General features: G+C 68.7%; 16 protein-coding genes. 1 reads left to right on the forward strand and 15 read right to left on the reverse strand.

Features of this window, described 5'->3' with window-relative positions; translation table 11 throughout:
• Positions 1-32 precede the first annotated feature (32 nt).
• From N4R40_RS07680 to N4R40_RS07710, 7 genes are all read right to left on the reverse strand, one after another.
• Positions 33-6,116, reverse strand: coding sequence for an Ig-like domain-containing protein (locus N4R40_RS07680; protein WP_261606778.1), 6,084 nt, complete (start codon positions 6,114-6,116; stop codon positions 33-35).
• A 175-nt stretch (positions 6,117-6,291) separates the two neighbouring features.
• Positions 6,292-8,640, reverse strand: a complete 2,349-nt coding sequence (locus N4R40_RS07685) for an excinuclease ABC subunit UvrA (protein ID WP_261606779.1) — start codon at positions 8,638-8,640, stop codon at positions 6,292-6,294.
• Between the two features lie 53 nt (positions 8,641-8,693).
• Positions 8,694-9,266, reverse strand: coding sequence for a DNA-3-methyladenine glycosylase I (locus tag N4R40_RS07690; protein ID WP_261606780.1), 573 nt, complete (start codon positions 9,264-9,266; stop codon positions 8,694-8,696).
• 199 nt (positions 9,267-9,465) lie between these two features.
• On the reverse strand, positions 9,466-11,571 hold the full coding sequence (locus N4R40_RS07695) for an acyl-CoA dehydrogenase family protein (protein ID WP_261606781.1): 2,106 nt from the start codon (positions 11,569-11,571) through the stop codon (positions 9,466-9,468).
• Positions 11,572-11,748: 177 nt separating this feature from the next.
• Positions 11,749-13,800 carry a DNA helicase RecQ gene (gene recQ / locus N4R40_RS07700; RefSeq protein WP_261606892.1) on the reverse strand — a complete coding sequence of 684 codons (2,052 nt, stop codon included), beginning with the start codon at positions 13,798-13,800 and terminating at the stop codon, positions 11,749-11,751.
• A gap of 58 nt (positions 13,801-13,858) precedes the next feature.
• Positions 13,859-14,254 (reverse strand): type II toxin-antitoxin system VapC family toxin, encoded by a 396-nt coding sequence (locus N4R40_RS07705; protein WP_261606782.1) that lies wholly within the window; start codon positions 14,252-14,254, stop codon positions 13,859-13,861.
• Positions 14,251-14,508 carry a type II toxin-antitoxin system VapB family antitoxin gene (locus tag N4R40_RS07710; protein WP_261606783.1) on the reverse strand — a complete coding sequence of 86 codons (258 nt, stop codon included), beginning with the start codon at positions 14,506-14,508 and terminating at the stop codon, positions 14,251-14,253. Before N4R40_RS07710 ends, N4R40_RS07705 begins: the two co-directional genes overlap by 4 nt.
• A gap of 91 nt (positions 14,509-14,599) precedes the next feature.
• Here N4R40_RS07710 and N4R40_RS07715 point away from each other — a divergent pair, with 91 nt between their 5' ends.
• Entirely contained in the window at positions 14,600-15,133 is a 534-nt protein-coding gene (locus N4R40_RS07715; protein ID WP_261606784.1) for a DUF4262 domain-containing protein, read from the forward strand.
• Positions 15,134-15,142: 9 nt separating this feature from the next.
• Here the strand turns inward: N4R40_RS07715 and N4R40_RS07720 are convergent, their stop codons facing one another.
• From N4R40_RS07720 to N4R40_RS07755, 8 genes are all read right to left on the reverse strand, one after another.
• Positions 15,143-15,679 carry a DUF1697 domain-containing protein gene (locus N4R40_RS07720; protein ID WP_261606785.1) on the reverse strand — a complete coding sequence of 179 codons (537 nt, stop codon included), beginning with the start codon at positions 15,677-15,679 and terminating at the stop codon, positions 15,143-15,145.
• A gap of 101 nt (positions 15,680-15,780) precedes the next feature.
• Positions 15,781-18,357, reverse strand: a complete 2,577-nt coding sequence (locus tag N4R40_RS07725) for a DEAD/DEAH box helicase (RefSeq protein WP_261606786.1) — start codon at positions 18,355-18,357, stop codon at positions 15,781-15,783.
• Positions 18,358-18,523: 166 nt separating this feature from the next.
• Positions 18,524-19,687 (reverse strand): glycoside hydrolase family 3 N-terminal domain-containing protein, encoded by a 1,164-nt coding sequence (locus N4R40_RS07730; RefSeq protein WP_261606787.1) that lies wholly within the window; start codon positions 19,685-19,687, stop codon positions 18,524-18,526.
• A gap of 37 nt (positions 19,688-19,724) precedes the next feature.
• Entirely contained in the window at positions 19,725-21,185 is a 1,461-nt protein-coding gene (locus tag N4R40_RS07735; RefSeq protein ID WP_261606788.1) for a sodium/solute symporter, read from the reverse strand.
• On the reverse strand, positions 21,182-21,556 hold the full coding sequence (locus N4R40_RS07740; protein WP_261606789.1) for a heavy metal transporter: 375 nt from the start codon (positions 21,554-21,556) through the stop codon (positions 21,182-21,184). Before N4R40_RS07740 ends, N4R40_RS07735 begins: the two co-directional genes overlap by 4 nt.
• On the reverse strand, positions 21,553-22,284 hold the full coding sequence (locus tag N4R40_RS07745) for a LytR/AlgR family response regulator transcription factor (RefSeq protein ID WP_261606790.1): 732 nt from the start codon (positions 22,282-22,284) through the stop codon (positions 21,553-21,555). The genes N4R40_RS07740 and N4R40_RS07745 overlap by 4 nt, the downstream gene beginning before the upstream one ends.
• Positions 22,281-23,480 carry a sensor histidine kinase gene (locus tag N4R40_RS07750; protein WP_261606791.1) on the reverse strand — a complete coding sequence of 400 codons (1,200 nt, stop codon included), beginning with the start codon at positions 23,478-23,480 and terminating at the stop codon, positions 22,281-22,283. Before N4R40_RS07750 ends, N4R40_RS07745 begins: the two co-directional genes overlap by 4 nt.
• A gap of 36 nt (positions 23,481-23,516) precedes the next feature.
• Positions 23,517-23,759, reverse strand: coding sequence for a YbdD/YjiX family protein (locus tag N4R40_RS07755; RefSeq protein WP_261606792.1), 243 nt, complete (start codon positions 23,757-23,759; stop codon positions 23,517-23,519).
• Between the last annotated feature and the right edge of the window lies 1 nt (position 23,760).

The following is a 23,760-nucleotide window of genomic DNA, read 5'->3' on the forward strand; positions in this document are numbered from 1 at the left end:
GTCCTTGATTGCGAGGGGAATGAGGGGGGTGATCACCAGATGGTCTCTTCGTACTTCGTGCCGTTGAGGACGACCCAGACCTTCTTGCCGGGATAGCCCCAATAGCACTGCAGCTGGGTCTTGCCATTGGCCGGCAGGTACACCGGGCCTTCCCAGTTGTTGAACTGCGACCCGTCGCCGTAGCACTTATAGGTGTAGTTGCCGGCGGCAAAGTCCTGCGTGTTCACGAGGAAGTAGTTGCCGGCCGGAGCGCCGCCCCCGCGCGTCACGTAGGCGCGGGGGGTGGGCGGCGGCGGGGGCGGGGGCGCATCCTGCGTTCTCGCGGACGCGCTCGCCGTCGTCGTCTGGTCGGCCGCACTGGTGCGCACGTCGATCCCGCGCGTCGCGCTGTACCCGACGTTGCGCGTCTCACTGCCGCTCGCGCCGACGGTCTTCCATCCTTCGCCGTTGATGTTGACCTGCGTTGTGATGTCGCGCCCGTTGCGACCCGGCGAGCTCCACGAGAACGTGATGCTGGTGCCGCTCGCCGAGGCGCCGGCGGCGGGGTTGCCGATCGGACCGTACGGCGCGACCGCGTTGGACGTGTTCGAGGCGCCGCTCGCGAACGTCGACCCGTCGACCGTCGAGACGGCGCGCACGCGGATCGTATAGGTCGCGTTGTTGTTCACCTGCCCGTTGCCGATCGTGCCTACTCCGCCGTTGCCGCCGCTTACCCAGTCGCTGCGCCATCCGCCGCCTTCGACGGAGTACTCGTACCGCACTTCTCCCGAGGCGGCGCCATTGTTCGCGCCGGCCGTCCACGTGACCCCGACCTGATTGTTGCCCTCGCTCGCGGCGACACCGGTGGGCGCCGTCGGAGCGGTCACGCCACGCCGAGGCGCCGACGCCGGGCTGTAGGACCCCCACCCGGCCTTGTTGTGCGCGCGAACATCGAACGTGTAGTTCGTCGTCGAGGTGCCGACGACGACCGCCTGACTGGTCTGCCCCGCGGCGACCGCGATCGTGTCCACGATCGCGACGCCCTGGAGTACACGCAGTTCGTACCCCGAAATGGCATCTCCGTTGGCGGCGGGCTGGTTCCAGTTGACCTGGATTTGGGCCTGCTCGCCAACCGGATCGATGAGGCTCGAGGTCGGCGCGGCGGGTGCCGCCGGCGGGGCCGCCGGGACCATCGACGACGACCACGGGCTGAACTCGCTGGGCTCGGGAGCGCGGTTGTGGGCGCGCACGCGCACCTGGTACGGGACGCCGTTCTCCAGGCCGTCCCACACGGTGCGGGTGCCGACGACACCGGTCTTCTGCACGACGCCGGACGGCGGTGCGGGCGAGATCTCGAGTGTGTAGGTCTCGACCGGCGAGCCTTCGGTCCGGGGTGCGGTCCACGACACGTCGAGGCTCCGGTCACCGAACGCGAGCGTCGGCGGGGCGGGGGGGTCGGGACGCACGTCGGGGCGCGCCGTCTCGGAGGGCACCGACGACTCGGAGACACCGACTTTGTTCGTCGCGGTGACCACGAAGTTGTACTCGACGTTGTTGGTCAAGCCGTCCAGCGTGCAGGTCGTCGACGCGCACTGCTTGGTATAGCCACCGGTGACCGAGCTCACCGTGTAGCCCGTGATCGGGGTGCCGTTGTCGATCGGTGGCGTCCAGGCAAGGATCACAGTGCGGCTCTGCACCGTCGTGACGACGGGCTTCCCAGGCGCGTCGGGGCGTCCCTGCACCGTGATCCGGATGCGCCCCTCGACCGCGCGATCGACGTCTTCGGTCGCATCGAGGACCTGATACCGGACGACGACCGTGCCCACGAAGTCGGCTGCGCTGGTGACCTCGACCCGATCGCCATTCGGTCGCACCGTGGCGCTCCCCGTCTCCAGGACTGTCCCGGCGATCTTCAGGGGCGTGTCGGGGAAGGGGTTCACGTCATTCGCGAGCACCGGCACGGATTCGGTCGAGCCCTGCGCGGATTCGGCGATGACGTCGTCGTTCGCGCTCGCCAGCTCGCGGGTCGAAGCCGTGACCTCGACCGCGATGGTCGCCCGCGCCGGCTCGGTCTCGCCGTCGTCCGCCGTGACCGTGAGCTGCGCCCGGGTGCCCTTCTTCGTCTCCGCCGTCGCCGAGACCTTGAGGGTGGTGCCGTCGACCGATGCGGTGAGCCCGGCAGGGGCCCCGCCGACGAGGGTGAAGCGCAGGTTGCCCTGGTCTTCGGGATCGGGGTCGGTCGCGAGCGACGCGAGGTCGAGGGAGGCGGCATCCTCCCCCGGTGCGACGCTCATCGACGCGCCGACCATCGTCGGCGGCCGGTTGTCGGGCGGCAGCACCGTGATCGGGATGGTGAGCGTGGCCTTGCGACCCTCGGGGTCGTCGGGTCCGGTGCCGTCGGTGACCTCGAAGGTCAGGGCGTCCGAGCCGAAGTAACGGTCGGCCGAGGTGTACACGAGCGTCGACTGGTCCTTGATGAGGCTCGCGCCGTTCGCGTGCACCGCCGAGACCTTCGCCGCCTCGGTGATCACAACGCTCTTGCCGCCGGCGGCACGCACGTAGTCGGCGAGGGGCAGTTCGATCGTCTCGCCACTGTTCACCTCGACCGGTGTGGTCGAGATCGGCGCCGGCGGGAGCTCGCGCACTGCCGGCACCCGAACGAACGCCGACGCCGTCTGGCCGTCTTCATCGGTCACCGTGTAGGTGATGAGCTGCGGCTCATCGGCGACCGTGACGTTCACAACGCCCTCGCGGCCGACGGTTGCGGTGCCCGAGCCGGTGCCGAGAGTGACCTCCAGTGCGCTCTTGGTGCCGTCCGGGTCGTCGTCGTTCTCGAGCACCGCGACGGTCGCCGTACCGTTTTCCTGCACGTCTTCGGCGCGTACCCGATCGTCGCGCGCGATCGGACGCAAGAGGGGTACGTCTTCATCCACGGTGATCTGCACGCTCGTCGTCGCACGCAGACCGCGGGAGTCGGTGATCGAGTACTGCACCGACGTGTTCATCTCTTCGTCGGGAGACGTGATCAAGAGATACTCGCCCCCGACCTCGGCGTCGAGACCGGTCACCTCGGGGAGTGCGAGCGCGTCATCGGGAGCGAATCCGAACTCGTCACCGTCGGGGTCGGAGTCATTGGCGAGCACCGGCAGGGCGACCTGACGTCCGGGCCGCATGACGACCGAGTCGCGCACGGCGTAGGGCGCCTGATTGTTCGTCGAGGCGGGCGCGATACCGACCTGAATGGATGCCGTGCCCTCCTTGCCGAGCGCGTCGCGCACGCGATAGCTGAACGCATCCACGCCGGACGCCTCGTCGAACGCCTCGTAGACGAAGAAGTTCGGTCCGGTCTCGGAGATCCGGCCCTTCGACGGCGCCTGGTCGAGGCCGACGAGCTCGACCGAGTCGCCGTCTTCGTCGATGCCGTCGAGCGCGACCGGGATCTGCACGCGCGACCCGCTGAGCGTGCGCGCCGTGAGGTCGCGCGGGCGGGGCGCGGCGTTGGCCTCATCGTTGCGCGGGAGGATCTGGATCGTCACGTATCCGGCGTCGCGCTGGCCGGTCGAGTCGACGGCCTGGTAGGTCAGGTACACCGTCTTCGGTTCGGGCCCGGCGCGGAAGCGGACGGCATCCTCCGACACGAACGCCTCGCCGTCGGCGGGGTCGATGAAAGGCTCGACGAGGTCGGGATCGACGTGGATGGTGTCGCCGTTGGGGTGGTAGTCGTTGTCGAGCACCGGGATCGTGACCGTGTCGCCGACGCGAACGATCACCTCGTCGTCGTTGGCGACGGGTGGCCGCAGCCGGGAGGGTGCGGGGATCGGGATGACGACGATCTCGCCCGATGTCGACTGCGCGCCGTTGGAGATCGTGTACGTCACCCGCACCTGCGCATCGATCGATGCGAGGTCGCTGATGCGCACCGTCTCGTGCCCGAGCACGGCAGCGGCCACGCCGGAGCCGGCATCCACCGCCACCGACTGGACCACGAGGATGCCGCCCGACGGATCGGTGTCGTTGGCGAGCACGTTGACGAGCACTTCGCCGCCCGCCGGCAGCAGCGCGATGTCACGCACAGCGATCGGCGGGAGTTCTTCCGTGGTCTCGGGAAGGACATCGACCCGCACGAGACCGGGCACCGAGTTCGGGCCCGCCGAAACGAGGTAGGGAACGTAGTAGGTGTCCGCAATGTCGGAGACGAACGTGAACGACTTGTCCGTGAAGTCGGGGACGATCGTCGCCCCTTCGACCTCATCGACGCGCGTCAAGCGGAGCTGTTCGCTGCCCGAACTCGTGTCGTTGACGAGCGGCGTGACGGTCGCCGAGCGGCCGACGCGGGTCACGACGTGGTCGGCGTTCGTGACCGGGAGGGTCGTGCCGAGCGGGCGGATGTCGTAGCGCGCGATGCCGGCGCCGTTGCCGTTGCCGTCGTTCGCGCCGTCGGAGACGATGACCGGGACATCCTTGCGGCCCTGCAGGCCGCCGATCGCGCGGTATGTGATCTGCCCGTCCGACGTGAAGTCGGCCTCGTCGCCGCCGTCGGGAACGACGTCGAGCAGGAAAATATCGTCGCCGTCCGGGTCGATCCAGTCGGGAAGGATGTTGTACGACGCGGTTCCGCCGGTCTCCACCGTGATCGGCGTCGTGCGCTTCTGCACCGGCGGGGAGTTCTCCTCCCACGGGCTCACCGTCACGGTGACGCTCGCGGTCGCCGTTCCCCCGCGCCCGTCGTCGGCGACGTAGGTGAAGCTCGTCGATCCGGTCGCATCCTCATCGACCGTGATCTGGAGGGCCGCACCGTTGTTGATCGGCTCGATACGGCCGAAGCCGGGGACCTTCTCGACCGCGGCGACGAGCACGTCACCGTCGGCGTCGGTGTCGTTGTCGAGCACCGTGAGCACGGTGGTCGAACCCGGACGGATGCCGAACTGGTCGTCGACGGCGATCGGCACGGTGTTCTGCTCGGTGCGCTCGGGGAGAGTGGTCTGGACCGTCTCTTCGGTCGTCTCCTCTTCTTCCTCACCGTCGCCTTCGGGCGGGGTGATGTCCTGCCAGTTGTCGACGCGCTGCATGCTGTCGCTCGCCATCCAGGCGGCGCCGCCGAACATGTCGTTGAGCACGACCACGTCGCGGTTCACGCGATAGCGCAGGATGCTGGTCGCCTCGATCCCGGGCACCTCGTCGGCGCGGTCGTCGGTCTCGCCCGCGCAATCACGGACGTAGCGACCCGACCCCGACCACGCGCCGTATGCGCACCCGGCAACGTAGACCGGAGTCGCGGCCGTGCCCTCGGCGCCGCCGGTGTCGACCGTGACGGGCTCGCCGTCGCCGTTCACGGGCACGCGCACGAGAGCCGTCGGGGTGGCGAGCGTGAGGGAGTCCGTCGTGTCGGAGGGCTGTTGCAGGGTCGCGTCCCTCGGAACCTCGCGGCGCGAGCCGTCTTCGCCGTACAGGGTCGCCGCCTCGCTGTCGAGCACGTATCCGGCCGGACCGAGCGCCGTGACAGTGAGCGTCGCGTTCTTCGCGACGCCCTCAAGACCGCGCTCAGAAGTCTGCGCGATTGTGCCGTCACCGCTCGGGCCGTACGTCGTGACCGTCGCTTTCTCGGCCGACGCCGCGTGGACCACGCCGTCGAGGCCCACGGCGACCTGAGCGCCCTTGCCGAGTTCTGCAAGAGGATCGGTCGACGCCGGTTGGAAACCGGAAACCGCCGTGAACGGCATGGCCCAGAGGGCCCCGTCTGCGTCGAGTACGGCGACGACGCCACCGTTCATCGCGACGGTGGAGCCGGAGGGAAGGTCAGCGTTGTCGCTCAGCGCGACACGCACCGGGTCGACGGCGGTCATGGTCGAATCGGCAGTGTCTACGACGAGGACTTCCGCCGCGGACTGCTGAATGTCGTAGGTCGCTGAGGCGGTCCGGAGGCCGCCGTCGAGAAGGCGCGATTCGTTGTTGAAGTGCCCCACGAGCAGGCTCGACTGTTTGGTCAGCCAGACACCGCCGTCGTTGAGGTCGACTTCGGTGGTCGGTTTGCCGTCGTAGGTCACGGCGAAGAATCCGACCGTCAGCGCCGCCACGGTGACGACGGACGTTGAGACAACAGCGCGCGGACGCGCGCGAAGCCACGCAAAGGCCTTCACTTGGGCTCGCTCCCCCCGGGCGGTCAGTTGCGTGGCGTCGGGACCTGTTGCTGAAGCAGGCGCACACTGGGTGTGTCGATGACTCAGACAGACTACGTCAGGGTTGCGTGCTCTCCCAACCGGTGAGGATGGGCAGAACTGCCCATGCGCCGATCTCAGCGCTGCGCATGGCCGATCAGCGGCCGACGTACGCCGCGAGGTGCTGCGCGGTCAGCGTGTCGCCGCCGGTTACGAGGTCTTCGGGCGTGCCCTCGAAGACGATCCGTCCGCCGTCGCGGCCGGCGCCGGGACCGAGGTCGATGATCCAGTCCGCGTGGGCCATGACCGCCTGATGGTGCTCGATCACGATGACCGAGTTGCCGGCATCCACCAATCGGTCCAGAAGCGCCAGGAGGTTGTCGACGTCGGCGAGGTGGAGCCCCGTCGTCGGTTCGTCGAGAACGTAGATCGCCCCCTTCTTGGCCATGGAGATCGCGAGTTTCAACCGTTGCCGCTCGCCGCCGGAGAGTGTGTTGAGGGACTGACCGAGTGTGAGGTAGCCGAGTCCGACATCGACCATCCGCCCGAGCGTCGTGTGCGCGGGGCCCGTCGGGAAGAAGTCCGCCGCTTCGGAGGCCGACAGCGCCAGCACCTCGGCGATGTTCTTGCCGTTGAGGGTGTATTCGAGGACATCGTCACTGAATCCGCTGCCCTCGCACAGTTCACACCGCGTCTCGACGCTCTGCGTGAACCCGAGGTTCGTGATGATGACGCCAAGGCCCTTGCACGCAGGGCACGCGCCCTCCGAGTTCGCGCTGAACAGGGCGGGCTTGACTCCGTTGGCCTTCGCAAAACTCTTGCGGATGTCGTCGAGGATGCCCGTGTAGGTCGCTGGGCTACTGCGCCGCGACCCGCGGATCGGCGCCTGATCGACGACCACCACATCGTCGAACCTCGGAACATTGCCGTGGATGAGCGAGGACTTGCCGGAACCTGCCACACCCGTGATCACCGTGAGGATGCCGAGGGGCACGTCGACGTCGACGCTCTGCAGGTTGTGCTGCCGCGCTCCGCGGATCTCGAGGTGGGTGGTAGCGGCGCGGGTCTGCGGTTTGAGCGATGCGCGATGATCGAAGTGCCGGCCGGTCACCGTGTCGGAGGCGCGGAGCCCCGCGACGTCACCCTCGAACATGATCCGCCCGCCGTGGCGCCCGGCGCCCGGACCCAGGTCGATGACGTGATCGGCGATCTCGATCACCTCGGGCTTGTGCTCGACGACGAGGACGGTGTTGCCCTTGTCGCGCAGACCTTGCAGCAGCGCGTTCATGCGCTGGATGTCGTGCGGGTGCAGCCCCGCGGTCGGCTCATCGAACACGTACGTGACATCAGTGAGGCTCGATCCGAGATGGCGGATCATCTTGGTGCGCTGCGCCTCGCCGCCCGACAATGTGCCGCTGGACCGGTCGAGCGACAGGTACCCCAGCCCGATCGCCACGAATGAGTCGAGCGTCTGCCGGAGTCCGGAGACGAGCGGCGCGACGGAGGTGTCATCGATTGCAGAAACCCAGGCCGCGAGATCGGTGATCTGCATCGCGGCGGCATCGGCGATGTTGACGCCGCCGATCTTCGACGATCGCGCGCCCTCGTTCAGTCGCGTGCCGTCACATTCCGGGCACGGCATGAACTTCACGGCGCGGTCGACGAACGCGCGGATATGCGGTTGCAGGCTGTCGCGGTCTTTCTGCATCATCGACTTCGTGAGCTTGGGGATCAGCCCTTCATAGGTCATGTTGATGTTCTGGATCTTGACTTTGACGGGTTCCTTGTAGAGGAGGTCCGCCAGCTCCTCCTCGGTGAAATCTGCGATCGGCTTGTCGGCGTCGAAGAATCCGGACTCCGAGAAGCCGCGCACCATCCAGCCGTCGGCGTTGTAGCCCGGCACCGTGATCGCCCCGGCGTTCAGCGACCGCGACCGATCGATCACCTCGTCGAGGTCGATGTCGCTCACCTGGCCGAGGCCCTCGCAGTGCGGACACATGCCGCCGGTGATCTCGAATGAGCGGCGCTCTTTCTTGCCCTTGTCCTTGCCCACGGCGATCGTCACCGCGCCGGCTCCCGAGACAGACGGGACGTTGAACGAGAACGCCTGCGGCGAGCCGACGTGCGGTTGTCCGATCCGGCTGAACAGCACCCGAAGCATCGCGTGGACGTCGGTCGCGGTGCCGACGGTCGAGCGGGCGTTCGCGCCCATCCGCTCCTGATCGACGATGATCGCGGGACTGATGTTCTCGAGCGCATCGACATCCGGGCGGCTGAGCTGCCCCATGAACTGCTGCACGAACGTCGGATACGTCTCGTTGATCAGCCGCTGGGATTCGCTCGCGATCGTGCCGAACACGAGGCTCGACTTTCCCGATCCACTGACTCCGGTGAACACCGTCAGGCGCCGCTTGGGGATCTCGACATCGACGCCCGTGAGGTTGTTCTCCCGCGCACCGATGACGCGGATCATCTCGTGCGAATCAGCGATGTGCTCTGAGGCCATGCGCACAGTCTGCCCGCCGGTGCCGACATCCGCACCGTGTGATCACGGTGGAGTCAGGCGTCCGCGCGATGGCACCCCGTGAGGTGATCGTCGACCATGCCCGCAGACTGCATGAGGGCGTACATCGTCGTGGGCCCGACGAAGCGAAAGCCGGCCTTCCGCAGCGCTTTGCTCATCGCGTCGGATGCCGGTGTGGTTGCGGGAACCTCCGCGAACGATGCGGGACGCGAGTGGGATGCCGGCGCGAACGACCACATCAGCGCGTCGAACTCGCCGGGCTCCATGTCGAGAAGCAGCCGGGCGTTGGAGATCGTGGCGAGGATCTTCGCCCGGTTGCGGATGATGCCTGCATCCCCCATCAAACGCTCGACATCGTCGTCGCCGAATGCCGCGACCACGTCGGGCTCGAACCCGGCGAACACCTCGCGGAAGTGCGGGCGCTTGCGCAGGATCGTGATCCACGACAGCCCCGCTTGGAAGCCCTCGAGCGCCGTCTTCTCGAACAGTGGGCGATCCCCACGGAGCGGACGGCCCCACTCCTCGTCGTGATAGCGGCGGTACTCGGCGTCATCTCCGACCCACGCGCAGCGCGCGAGGCCATCCGGTCCGATCAGCAGGTCACTCATCCCGCCACGCTAGCGGCGTGGTGCGACACCCGCGCGTGGCTCCGGCATCCCGCGCACGAGCGCCGCAGAATGTCGCGATCTCCGCACCACAACCCACTCATCGCTGCGGAGATCGCAACATTTTGCGGAGATGGTGCCGGACGGCGGGGCGGGATGCCGGAGATGGTGGGGCAGCATCCCCCGGCGGCCGGGCCGGGGGCTACTTCTTCTTCAGGGACTTCTCCGACACCGGCGCATCATCCGACGCGGCCAGCGCGGCGAAGTAGGCGCGGGCCTCGTCCTGGCGCGCCTGCTCGGCACCGGAGGCGATCGGCGCGCGCACATGCTCGGGAGCGAAACCGTAGCCATCGACCAGGTCTTGCGCGTGCGGGCGGAGCCGCAGGCACAGGCGGTCGATGTACTTCGACACCGACGCCGCGCGCTGCGTCGACAGGCGCCCGTGGATGAGGTGCCACGCGAGGTGCTTCTCGATCAGCGACAACCCGAACAGGTCACGCAGCCACGTGAGCACCTGCAGGGTTCCGTCATCCTCGACAGCGGTCAGGCCATCGGTGAAAGCCTCCCACTGCAGCAGCTCGGCGTGCGCCCGCGCCGCCTCGATGAGCTCCGCCTGGTTGGCGTTGAAGATCGCGGCCGCGTCGGCGGGCGACGCCTTGGATGCTGCGCGCAACCGACCGGCGATATCCTCCACCATCTGCTGCACACGACCCGCCAGCAGGTCGTGCTGCTGGTCGGCGCGAAGCCCCAGCTCGACCGAACGTGCCGTCGAGCCGAAATCGGCGACCGCCTGCCCGAACTGGCGCAGGCCCGCACCGTGGAAGACCTTGCCGGCCGTCTGGCGCGCGGCGAACGACGCGAGCTTCGCCGCATCCGCTCCCTTGAACTGCTTCGCGAAGTCGGCGAGCAGGCGCTTCCCGACGAGTTGGAGGAGCACATTGTTGTCCCCCTCGAAGGTCACGTAGACATCGAGGTCCTGGTGCAGCCCGACGAGCCGGTTCTCGGCGAGGAAGCCGGAACCGCCGCACGCCTCGCGGCATTCCTGGATCGTGTCCAGGGCGTTCCACGTCGACAGCGGCTTGAGCGCGGCGGCGAGAGTCTCGAGGTCTTCGCGTTCCTCCGCCGTGTCATTGCGGCCGGAGAAGACGGCGTCGAACTTGCGGAGCAGCTCGTCGTTGGCGAAGAACTGGGCGTAGTTCTGCGCGAGCAGCGGAAGCAGACGGCGCTGATGCTTGCCGTAGTCGAGGAGGACGACCTCATCGCTCCCCGATCCCGAGTCGAACTGGCGGCGCTGACCCGCGTAGGTGAGCGCGATGTACAGCGCGAGTGCGGTGCCCGTCGTGGCCGCGCCGTCGAGCGAAACGCGTCCCTGGACGAGCGCGCCGAGCATCGTGAAGAAGCGTCGCCCGGGGCTCGAGATTTCGCTCGAATAGCTGCCGTCGGCCGCGACGTCACCGTAGCGGTTGAGCAGATTGAACCGCGGGATGCGGACGTGATCGAAGTGGAGTCGACCGTTGTCGATGCCATTGAGACCGCCCTTGACACCGTCGTCCTCGCCGCCGATACCGGGGAGGAAGGCGCCGTCGTCGTCGCGCAGCGGCACGAAGAAGCAGTGCACGCCGTAGTTGACCCCGCCGGTGATGAGCTGCGCGAACACCGTCGCGGCCTTGCCGTGCAGGGCTGCGTTGCCGAGGTAGTCCTTCCACGCGCCGCGGAAGGGCGTATGGATGACGAACTCTTCGGTCTCGGGGTCGTAGGTCGCCGTCGTGCCGATCGCCGCGACATCCGATCCGTGACCGGTCTCGGTCATCGCAAACGCGCCCGGAAGGTCGAGTTCGATGACATCGCGGAGCCACCTGTCGTGGTGCGCTTTGGTGCCGAGCTGATAGATGGCGGAGCCGAACAGGCCCCACTGCACGCCCGACTTGATCTGGAGGCTGGGGTCGGCAAGGACCAAGTCCATGAATCCGGCCAGGTTGCCGCCGCTGTTCTCGAGCCCGCCGTACTCCTTGGGGAACGCGCGGCGCGAGCCGTTGTTCTCGACGAGCAGACGCAGCTGCCCGAGCGTGCGCTCGCGGTGCTCTGCCATCGGTTGGCCCTCGATACGCCAGAACGCCGGGTCCTTGATGAGTTCCCGGGCTTCGAGGCGCACGTCGCCCCACGTGCCGAGCAGCAGATCGGTCACCGTGTCGACGTCGATACGGGCCTCGTGCGCCTCCGCGGCCGAATGCGCGGCGGTCGGCGCCCCGCCGGCGGGCGTGCGCTTGTTGGTGGCGGGCTTCTTCGGGCGGACGGCGGCGTCGGTCATCGGCGGAACTCTCTGTGGGAGCGGGCAGACAAGATCACTCTCGACCGTAGGAGTCGCACAACACGCCAGCAAGCGCGTTGCCGATCCTCACAATCGGGTGCGCACCCGTGCGCAGCGTTCGTTGTATGAGACCCACACCCATGGCTCGTGACACTGAGTACCACCGACGAGGGCTGATCACGCCGCGGCGACGACCGCCAGAACCGCCTCGCCGTAGGCCTCGCGCTTCTTCGCGCCGATCCCGGTGATGCCGTCGAGATCGTCGAGAGTCCGCGGACGGACCTCCGCGAGGGCCCGCAGAGTCGCATCGCCGAAGATGATGTATGCCGGCATCCCCTGCTCTTTCGCAACGCCCGCGCGCCACGCTCGGAGGGCTTCGAACAGGTCGACGTCCCCCTCGGCCACGTCGGCGGATGCCGCGGCCTTGCGCACCCGCGCAGCCCCGCCACCCCGCCCGAGCACGTCCCGTCGCAGGGGCACCGCCGACTCGCCACGCAGCACCGCTGCACCCTCGTCACCGACGGCGAGCACGCCGTAGTCGCCCTGCGCGACGATGATGCCACGCGCCAGGAGCTGCCGGATGACGCTGCGCCAATCCTGGTCGCTCAGATCGGAGCCCAGCCCATACGTACTGAGCTTGTCGTGCCCCTGCTGCCGGATCCGTTCGGTGGAGGCTCCCCGCAAGATGTCGACGAGGTGACCCGCACCGAACGCCTGATTGCGTTCGCGCTTGAGTCGGATGATCGTGGAGAGCAGCTTCTGCGCCGGCACCAGGCCGTCCCATGTGTCGGCCGGCGTGAGGCACGTGTCGCAGTTGCCGCACGGGTCCGAGGACTGCCCGAAGTACCCGAGCAGGTTCTGCCGTCGGCACGCGACGGTTTCGCAGAGGGCGAGCATGGCGTCGAGGTGTTGACCCATGCGCTGCTGGTAGCTGCGATCGCCGGGCGACTGATCGATCAGACGGCGTTGTTGGACGACGTCGCCCAGTCCGTAGGCCATCCATGCCACCGCGGGCTCGCCGTCGCGGCCCGCGCGACCGGTCTCCTGGTAGTAGCCCTCGACGGATTTCGGCAGGTCGATGTGTGCGACGAAGCGCACATCGGGTTTGTCGATCCCCATCCCGAACGCGATCGTCGCGACCATCACGACGCCGTCTTCCCGCAGGAAGCGTTCTTGGTTGCGGGCACGGATGCTGGCATCCAGCCCCGCATGGTAGGGCAGCGCGTCGATCCCCTGCGTCCGGAGATACTCGGCAGTCTGCTCGACCGACTTGCGACTGAGCGCGTAGACGATGCCGCAGACGCCCTCGCCGGCGGACCGGACGAACTGGACGAGCTGGCGCCGCGGATCGACCTTCGGCTCGATGCGGTACTGGATGTTCGGCCGGTCGAAGCTCGCGACGAAGTGGCGGGCGTCGGGGAGCCGCAGGCGTTCGGTCAGCTCGGCGTGCGTCTCTCGCGTCGCGGTGGCAGTCAAGGCCATCCGCGGGACGCCGGGGAACCGCTCGGCCAAATCGCCGAGTGCGAGGTAGTCCGGCCGGAAGTCGTGACCCCACTGGCTCACACAGTGCGCTTCGTCGATCGCGATGACGCTGAGCTGGCCTTGCTGCAGGAGACGGGTGGTCGCGGCGGAACTGAGGCGCTCGGGAGCGACATAGATCAGATCGAGCTCGCCCGCGAGGTAGGCCTGCTCGATCTCGGCCCGCTCGGGAGCGGACTGGGTCGAGTTCAGGTAGGCGGCGCGCACACCGTTCGCGACCAGGGCGTCGACCTGATCGTGCATGAGGGCGATGAGCGGGCTGATCACGAGCCCCGTGCCGGGACGCACGAGCGCCGGCACTTGATACGTGATCGACTTGCCGCCACCGGTCGGCATCAAAACCACCGCATCGCCGCCCGCGATCACGTGCTGAACGATGTCGTCCTGATCGCCGCGGAACGCGTCGTAGCCGAAGACCTCTTTCAACACCGCGCGCGGATCGGCACCCGTGTGCGGACGGCGATCGGGCTGCGTTGGCCGCGCGGGCGCCGTCACGGAGACGCGCGCGGCTTTCTGCGACGAGCTCGCGGGACGCTGTTCACGACGCGCGGGTGCGGGCTGATCGCGGGTCACGCGAGCGAGGGCAGCGCCGTAGCCGTCGAATTCCGGCGGTGGCGGGGCCTCATGGTCATCGGGAGGCGTCAGATCGTCGACGTCCCACGGCACATCGGCGTAGGGATCGGCTGACATACTCACCGGTCCAGGCTAACCGGGACCGGGGACACCGGCATCCGCCCGCCGCGGAGGATCAGGCGAGCGCCGACGCGATATCGGTGTGGGCAAAGTCCTCCCCGACGTAGAGCAACGGCTCGCGGCGCTGCTTCGCGAGCGCATAGCTGAAGCAATCTCCGAGGTTGAGGCGCGCGGGATGCCCGGATCCGCGCCCGTAGTCGCGGTACGCCTGTCGGGCGAGTGCCGCGTGTTCCGCCGAGAGCGGCACGATCTCCGGCGCCAACCCGTCGATGATCGCGTCGAAACGGGCCGAGCGGACGGGATCGCGGGTTCCGTCGGCGACGATCGCGGCCTCGACAAGAGTCGCAGCGGAGATCGCGACGTGCGCGGCGTGATCGATCGCGTCCGCCAGCGCATCCGCGTTCGGCTCGCGCAGCAACATCGCAATCAGGGCAGAGGAATCGAGGATCACTGAGGCAAGCCCGTCTTTTCGTCGTAGAGCTCGGCCTCGATACGACGCAGATCGACACCGTCGAACGCCTCCTGCGCCTCGGCCAGGGCGGTGCGGAACTTCTGCGACCGCTCCGCGCGCAGGTCTCCGGATTCGAGTTCTCCCAGCTTCTCGCGAACGGCCATCTCGACGGCGGACGTCTGGCTCACCCCGAGGCGATCTGCGAGTTCCCGGACGGCCGCGTGGACGTCCTCGTTCTTGATGTTCAGGCTCATGGTGGAGATTCTACCCTTTCATTCCTCTTTTCTACCTTTCCGTGTCGGAAGCCCCACTTACCGTGTCGTTCACCGAAGAAAGGGGTCCACCATGACCGACATCTCCCCACCTCCCCTCACCGCGCAGGAACAGGCGTGGCTCGCTCAAGAAGACGCTCACGTCGCCGACACGATCCGTTGTCACGGCGTGTGCCTGCAGATCATCGGCGGGGGGACGTGTGCAGTTCCCGGATGCGGGTGCTCCACCGAGGGTTCACTCCCGTTCGCGTACACGATCGGCCTGTTCGGGATCGCGCATCCGGAGTTGGTGGTCGTCGGCCTCCGGATGCCGGTGCTCGCTACCGTTCTCAACGAGGCGGCGAGCCTCGTCCTGGACGGGGCGCGCTTGCTTCCCGGGATGGAGATCGAACTCACCCGCTGGGATCGACGCCTTCTCGTCGAAGAGGTGCCGAACCCCGGCGACATCGCGTTCGGTGCCAACCGGCACTATCAACGGCCACGCGAAGCATCGGTGCCCCTCCTGCAACTCTCGTGGGCCGACCGCCGAGGGCGCTTCCCGATGGATCCCGCGTTCAGCGGCTCGAAGCGCACGCAACCGCGGCCGGGCACCTGGGATGCCTGGTGATCAGTCCACTCAGCACCACTTGGCCGCGAGCGCCGTGACGACCGTCATGGCGCGGCTCGTGGTGACACCGAGCAGCTTCGCCGCGCGGAGGGGATCGACGACGCCGTCTTGATACCCGGGAGTCAGCAGCGCGTGCACGGCGCGATCGCGGATGACCATCTGTCCGTGCGTCGACGCCATGCCCTCGACCGCTGCGACCTGTGCTTCGTCAAGGGGCTCCTTGACGAAGTAGACGTAGTGGCGAGCGAGGCCGGGATGCGCGGCATCCAACGCGGCCCCCTCTGCCGCGACCGCGGCGAACTCGGCCACCGAGAACGCGATCGTCGGAACCTCGAAGCCGCGGTCCGCGAGGAAGGCGCGCTCCAGGGCTTCCTCGATCTTCGCGCGGGAGCGCAGCCGCGTGTCGAAGCGGACGTTCCCGGTGTTGATGTGGGTCGCGGCATTGTCGAAGCCCGCCGATTCGACGGCCGTGCGGATGTCGTCTTTCGGAAACACCCGCTTCGCGCCGAGATTGATGGCGCGGAGGAACGCGAGGTAGGTCGTCACTCGGCCATTGTGCACCCGGGGGCCGACGTGCACCCGGGGGCCGACGTGCGAGCGCGCGCCGGCGCCGGCCTCCGGTCAGCGCACCGGCCTCGCCGACCGGGCTACAACCGCACGACCTCGACGACACGGACGACCGCTGTGCCTTCCTCGACGGATGCCGCGAGATCCACCTCGGCGCGGATCCGCCAGTCGTGGTTTCCGTCGGGGTCATCCAGCGTCTGCTCGACGCGCCAGGCATCCGGAGCCTCGGTGATCTGGCACAAGTGCGGCGAGCGGGCCGGACCGCCGGTCAGCACCTGGTCGTGCTCGTCGTAGTACGCGTCGAGCCTCGCCGGCCAGTCGACGTCGGGATCGAGCGCGACCAGGGTGTCATCGTCCTGCAGCGCCGCGAGCTGCACGCGACGAAACAGCTCGTTGCGCACGAGCACGGTGAAGGCCCGTCGATTCGTGAGTACCGACGGCGGGGCGGGCGGGACGATCGGCGCATCCGGATCGGCGGCGGGGTTCACGAGGGCCGACCACTCATCGACCAGGCTCGAATCAACCTGACGGACGAGCTCGCCCAGCCATTCGATGACGTCGAGCAGCTCGTCCGTGCGCGCCTCTGCCGGCACGGTCTGGCGGATCGCCCGGTAGGCATCCGACAGGTAGCGGAGCACGAGCCCTTCGCTCCGCGCCAGTTGATAGAACGAGACGAACTCGGCGAACGACATCGCGCGCTCGAACATGTCGCGAACGACGGACTTCGGACTCAACTCGAAATCGCGCACCCACGGCTGGCTCGACGCGAACGTTTCGAATGCCTGTGCCAGCAAGCCCGCGAGCGGCTTCGGCCATGTGACGTCGTCGAGCAGCGCCATCCGCTCCTCGTACTCGATACCGTCGCGCTTCATCGCCGCGACTGCCTCACCGCGCGCCTTATACTCCTGCTGGTTGAGGATCGCGCGCGGGTCATCGAGCGTGGCTTCGATGACGCTGACGACGTCGAGCGCGTAGTGCCCCGTGCCGATGCCGCCCGATGTCCGCAGAATGTCGCCATCTCCGCCGGATTCGGCCGTATCGGTGTGGAGTTCGTGCCGTTCTGCGACGGTGAGGTCGCTCTCGGGTGTGAGGAGTTCGATCGCGGCGAGCGCGAACGGCGACAGCGGCTGGTTGAGCGCGAAGTTCGGTTGCAGGTCGACGGTGAGCCGGATCCCGTGGTCACCGACCTCGACGATCCCCGCGGTCACCAGCGTCCGGAAGATCGCGATCGCGCGGCGCGCGAGGGCGTACTGACGCGCGCGCGGCTCGTGGTTGTCGAAGACGAGCGAGCGGACGTGGCCGAAGACATCTCCCCCGCGACCGATCACGTTGATGAGCATCGCCGCGGTGAGTTTGAGCTGCGGGACGAGCGCTTCGGGCTGGGCGACGATGAGCCGCTCGAACGACCCCTCGCCCCAGTTGACGACGCCGGTGGGGGCTTTCTTGCGGACGATCTTCTTCCGCTTGGCGGCATCATCGCCGGCTTTGGCCAGCGCGACCGCGTTCTCGATCTCCCACTCCGGGGCCATCACGACGACGTTCCCGTACGGGTCGTACCCCGCGCGGCCGGCGCGGCCGGCGACCTGCTGGAACTCTCGGGCGCTCAGCTGGCGCATCTTGGTTCCGTCGTACTTGGACAGAGCGGTGATCAGCACGGTGCGGATCGGGACGTTGATACCGACGCCGAGCGTGTCCGTTCCGCAGATCACCCGCAGCAGCCCGCGTTGGGCGAGGGTTTCGACCAGACGGCGATAGCGCGGCAGCATCCCGGCGTGGTGCACGCCGATTCCCGACCGGACGAGGCGCGACAACGTCTTGCCGAACCCGGTGGTGAAGCGGAACTCCCCGATCGCCTCGGCGATCGCGTCCCGCTGCTCGCGCGTCGTGAGCTTCACGGAGGCGAGCGCCTGCGCGCGCTCGAGCGCGGCCGCCTGCGCGAAGTGGACGATGTAGACGGGCGCTTCACCGCGCTCGATCAGAGCCTCGAGCACCTCGTGCACCGGGCGGCGTTCGTACGAGAAGTGCAGGGGCACGGGGCGCTCGACGCCGGTGACTTCGGCGACCGGACGACCGGTGCGTCGTTCGAGATCGGCGGCGAGGTCCGAGACCTCGCCGAGCGTGGCCGACATGAGCAGAAACTGTGCGCGCGGGAGCATCAGCAGCGGTACCTGCCAGGCCCATCCACGGTCGGGATCGCCGTAGAAGTGGAACTCGTCCATCACGACCTGGTCGACCACGGCATCCTCGCCCTGCCGCAGCGCGATGTTCGCGAGGATCTCGGCCGTGCAGCAGATGATCGCAGCGTCCGGGTTGACGGACGAGTCGCCGGTGACCATCCCGACGTTCTCCGCGCCGAAGATGTCGACCAGGGCGAAGAACTTCTCGCTCACGAGCGCCTTGATCGGCGCCGTGTAATACGAGCGGCCCCCGGCGGCCAGGCACACCGCGTGCGCCGCGATCGCGACGAGCGACTTCCCGGTGCCGGTCGGGGTCGACAGGATCACGTGCGCCCCCGAGACGAGCTCCATGACGGCTTCGTCTTGCGCCGGATACAGGGCGATGTCGCGATCGGTCGCCCAGCCCACAAATGCGTCGTAGACGTCGTCGGCAGAGGTGTCGGGCCCCAGGCCCTCCATGAGCGCGCGCGATTCGGTCATCCTCCGAGTCTGCGGCATCAACGCGGGGTGGGTGACATGCACCCGACCTGAATAAGTCCTGCACCGGTGGTTTGGCGGCGCACGGCCGCCGCGCGGTCCCGGCCGGCCACCCGCGCGGCCCGTGCGGTCTGCAGGAGTTGTTCAGGTGGAGCCGCGGCACGCGCCGTCAGTCGCGCCAGGCCTTGGCTGCCAGCACGCGCGCGGCGGATGCGGTGACCTGCGCGGCGAAGGCCGGATCAGCATGCGCGCGCGCCAGCACGGCGTCGTACATGACCGGAAGGAGGGACGGGTCGGCCGACACGAGGACGAGGTCGACCCCCGCCTCGATCGCGCGCACGGCGCGGTCGGCGGGCGGGGTCCCTTGGACTTGCGCGGCAGCGGACAGGTCATCGGTCGTGATCACGCCGGTGAACCCGATCTGCTCGCGGAGGATCCCGGTCACGACCGTCGGCGAGAACGCGGCCGGGTTGGCCCCGTCGATCCGGGAGTAGATCGCAGTGCCGACCATGACGACGCAGGGGCCCCCGGCGATGAGCTCGCGATACACCTCGACATCGGGCGAATCGGCCCCCACCACATCGTCGACGACGTTCGCCGTCGTGTCGGTGTTGGCCGTCACGCGCCCGAGGCCGGGGAAGTGCTTGAACGTCGGCAGGATGCCGGCGGCCCGCATTCCCGCGGCGAACGCGCTCGCGTCGGCGCCGACGGTCTGCGCGTCGTAGCCGTACTGGCGTCCGAGGGCTCCGATCGGCGGATTGTCGAACCGGGTGTCGTGGCTCGTGACGATGTCCGCGACCGGCGCGAGGTTCATGTCGACACCCGCGGCGGCGAGCCCATCACCCCAGCGCTGGGCGTTCTGCTGAAGGACGGATGCCGGATCGTCGGCCTGACGGATCGCGTACGGGATGTCGTCGACACCGGGGCCGCGGATCACCTGCACTTCACCGCCCTCCTGGTCGGTCGCGACCCAGAGCGGTATCCCGCCGGTCGCCTGCGGGGAGACGAGCGACGTGAACTGTGCGACGACGGGCGTGACCGCAGCGGCGCCGCCCTGCGTCCGACCGTGCAGAAAAATACTGCCGACGTGTCGGTCGCTCACGGCAGAGAGCGTGTCGGGCGACGCGGACGAGACGTCCGTGCCCACCATGAACACCTGCCCGACCTGTTGCTCGAGGGTGAGCGGATCGACCGGCTCAGGAGTCGGTGTGGGCGTCGGGGTCGGCGTCGGGGTGGATGCCGCCGTCGCGGACGGAGAGGGCGCCGGCGGCGCCGCCGCGCATCCGGAGAGGGCCAGGAGCCCCAGCGCGAGAACCGCCCTGACGCATCGCATGCGGCCATCCTCTCGGGTCGCGCCGCGGGGCGCCACCTCAGCCCGTGCGTTCCGGGGCGTGCAGCCGGGCAAGGAAGCGTTCGGCGCGGGCCGGTGCGCCGCGACGATCCGCGAGGGAGACGAACACCGTCGCCGCGGTGGCGAGCGGGATCGTCCAGGCAGCCGGCTGGGCGAGATACGGCGCGGCCAGCCCGACGCCGCCGATCGCCGAGTGCACGATCAGCGCGAGCCCGCACGTGACGGCGCCGGTGAGCATGCCGACGATCGCCCCCCGCGCGGTGAGGCGCGACCACCACACGCCGAGGAGGAGGACGGGAGACAGGCTCGAGGCGGCGAAGACGAACACGACACCGACGCTGGCGACGAGCCCGGCGGGCTGCGTGAGGAGCGCGATCGACAACGGCACGAGCGCGCAGATGACGGCTGCCAGGCGGAACGAGCGCACCGAGCCCGAGAAGGCATCCTGACTGACGACACCGGCCAGCGACACGACGAGTCCGGCGGAGGTCGCCAGGAAGGCCGCGAACGCGCCCGCCACGACGAGCGCCGTCAGCGCCTCCCCGACCGGTCCGGGGAACACCCGCGAAGGCAGGACGAGCACAACGGTGTCGGCCAGGCCCGGCTCGGCGAGGTCGGGGGCCAGGCGACGCGCGAGCAGCCCCATCATGCTCGAGACGATGTAGAAGACGCTCACCATGATGATCACGAGCACCGTGGTCCGCCGCGCGGAGACACCCGTCGGACTCGTGTAGAACCGCACGAGGACGTGGGGCAACCCCATGGTCCCGAGCAGCAACGCCAACAGCAGGGATGCCGTCTCGTAAGCGTCGATGCCCGCCGGTCCCGCCGATGGTGGGAAGACCACGAGCGGATCCGGCTCGTAGGGGCCGCCCGACACCGCGAAGCCGATCAGCACGACCGGCACCAGGAGCGCCGTGAGTTTCAGCCAGTACTGGAAAGCCTGCACGTAGGTGATGGCCTTCATCCCCCCAGCGGCGACGGTCCCGGCGACCAGCACTGCGACGAGCACCGCGCCGACCCACGTCGGCAGCCCGGCGACGACCATCAGGGTGAGGCCCGCCCCGTGCAGTTGCGGGACGATGTAGAGCCAGCCGATGATGAGTACCGCGACGCTCGTGAGTCGGCGCGCGGCGGTCGAGTCCAGTCGCGCTTCGATGAAGTCGGGGATCGTGTACGCGCCGCTCCGCCGCAACGGCGCGGCGATGAACACGAGGACGAGCAGGTATCCCGCGGCATACCCGATCGGAAACCAGAATCCGCGGGCCCCATCGAGGAGCACCAGCCCCGAGAGGCCGAGGAAAGTCCCGGCGGAGAGGTATTCGCCGCTGATGGCCGACGCGTTCCAGATGGGACGGACGGTGCGCGACGCGACGAAGAAATCGCTCGTGGTCCGCGAGATACGCAGCCCGTAGATGCCGATCAGGACGGTCGCCGCGGCGATGAGCGCGACGGCGAGGATGTCGAGCGTCGCGTTCACTCTCGCTCCCGCAGCGCCCGGTAGCGGCGCTCGTTGCGGGTGGCTCCCCGCGTGTAGAGCACCGCGAAGATCGCGATGACGGGGTAGAACGCGAACGCGTGCAGCAGCCAGGAGAGCGGAACACCCGCGAGCGTGACGCGGTCGAGCTCGGGGATCGCGGTGATCGCGACGGCGACGGCGACCGTGACGATCAGGAATCCGGCGATCGTGCCGAGCGCGAGCCGCAGCTGACTCGTGCGGAGCGCCCGGGCATACACGGCATCCGCTTCCGCGACCGGCGCATCCGGTACGGCGATACCGCGCGTGACCGGTGCGGGCCGCCGAGGGCCGTCGGCCGCCGTGACCCGCACGCGCTTGGGGGCATCACTCACCGCGGCCCACCCCCGACCAGGGCCTCGCGGACGGTCGGGAGCAGCCGCCGACTCACCGGTAGGGCGATGCCCTGCACCGTGACTGTCGGCTCGGCGCCCGTCAGTCGCACTTCGCTGACGGATGCCGCCTGCACGAGGTACGACCGGTGCACGCGGACGAACCCGGCGCCCGTCCATCTCTGGTCGAGCTCGGAAATGGGGATCCGGACGAGGTGTCCGGTCCCGTCGTCAGTGTGCAGCCGGGAGTAGTCACCCTGCGCCTGTACCCACCGCACGTCGCTGCGGCGGACGAAGCGCACCGTCGTGCCGACCGTGACCGGAAGAACCTCATCGACGGAGAGGGAATCCGCCCCCGCGTCGGCGGGTGATCTCAGCTCGACGGCGCGGTCGATCGCGCGGCGCAGCCGCTCGACGCGCACCGGCTTGAGCAGATAATCCGCCGCGCGCAGGTCGAACGCATCCACCGCGCGGGCTTCATCGGCCGTGACGAAGACGATCAGCGGGGGCGTGGAGAGCGTCTCGACGGCGCGCGCCAGGTCGAGTCCCGACAGTCCCGGCATGTGGATGTCGAGGAAAGCGACCGCGAATACCCGCGTCGACAACAACTCCAGCGCGTCCGCGCCGGACACCGCGGTCACAACGTCGCCGATCCGGGCGTCGGCGCGGAGCAGATGGGCGAGTTCGTCGCGGGCGGGGCGTTCGTCGTCGGCGACGAGGACATCGATCATGCCGGCGCCGCCTCATGTTGGGGTTGGGACTTCGGGATCCGCATCCGCACGAGCGTCCCGGCGCCGGTGTTGGTCTCCACGACAAGCCCTCCGTTCGGTCCGTACAGCTGCCGCAAGCGCGTGTCGACGTTGCGGAGCCCGACATGGGCACCCGTGTCGGTGGCGCCCAGCAGCGCCCGCAGCGCCTCGGGATCCATGCCGACACCGTCGTCTTCGACCGTGATCTCGGTGTGGGTCGCGGCATCCTCTGCGGCGATGAGGATCGTGCCACCACCCTCGCCCGGTTCGACGCCATGACGGACGGCGTTTTCGACGAGGGGCTGGACGGAGAGGAACGGGATCACGGTCGCGAGCGTCTCGGGGGCGATGCGCAGAGTGACGCGGAGTCGGTCTCCGAAACGGGCGTGCTCCAGCGCCAGATACGAGTGGATGCTGCCGAGTTCCTCGGCGACGGTCGTGAACTCCCCCTGCCGGCGGAAGGAGTAGCGGGTGAAGTCCGCGAACTCGAGCACCAGGTCGCGCGCACGTTCGGGTTCGGTGTGGATGAAGGAGGCGATCGCCGTCAGGGCGTTGTAGATGAAGTGGGGCGAGATCTGCGCGCGCAGCGACCGCAGCTCAGCTTCGGCCAGTGCGCTGCGCGATGCGTCGAGTTCGCCGAGCTCGAGCTGCGCGGCGCACCAGTCGGCAACTTCCCCCACCGCGCGCACCAGCGGAGCTCGCACGGGCGCGGCGAAAGCGACGACGACCCCGGTGATCTCTCCGTCGACCGTGATCGGCGCGCCCACGGCCTCGAGCCCCTCCGTCGAACCCGTCGCCCTCGGAAAGACCTGGCGGCGGCCGGTCGCCCGCACCTGCGCGGCGATGCGTGCAGCCGCCGAGCCCAGCGCCTCCGACGCGGCATCGCCGTGCCCGTCGAAGGCGACGACCTCGTCACCGCGGACGAGAGCGACCGCGCTGGCGCCCAGAAGGACGCGGAGATGACGCGTGGCGCGAGGGACATCGGGTCCGCCGAGCCCCCCACGCAAGTGCGGAGCCGCGAGGCTCGCGAGGTGCAGCGCACGATAGGTCGCCTGTTCCGCGTCGCCGCCGAGATCCGCTTGGCCTTTCGCCAGGCGCCGGGCCAGGAAAAGCAGGACCGTCAGCACGACGCCGCCGACAACGCCGAGCACAGCGGCGAGGACGGCGGCATCGGTCACAGGCTCAGCCTAGGCAGTCGCCTCCGACGAACGGGGTCAGCAGCACCGCGCACCGGGATTGCGGTCCTGGTCATCCATCTTCTGTCGCCAGAATTGCCGCTCGGTCAACGGCGCCTCGTCGGGATGGTGCCGCCCGTGATGCGCCGCGTAGGTCGCATAAGCACTGTCGCCCATGAGATTCGACATGTACCAGCGGATACCGCGGCCCACCCGCGCGACGCTGTCCAGCGTGCGTCGCGCGGGTGTCCGGGGGGTCACCGGATCCGCGTGGTCGGTCATG

It is taken from the genome of Microbacterium memoriense (genome assembly GCF_025398275.1).
Classification (GTDB): domain Bacteria; phylum Actinomycetota; class Actinomycetes; order Actinomycetales; family Microbacteriaceae; genus Microbacterium; species Microbacterium memoriense.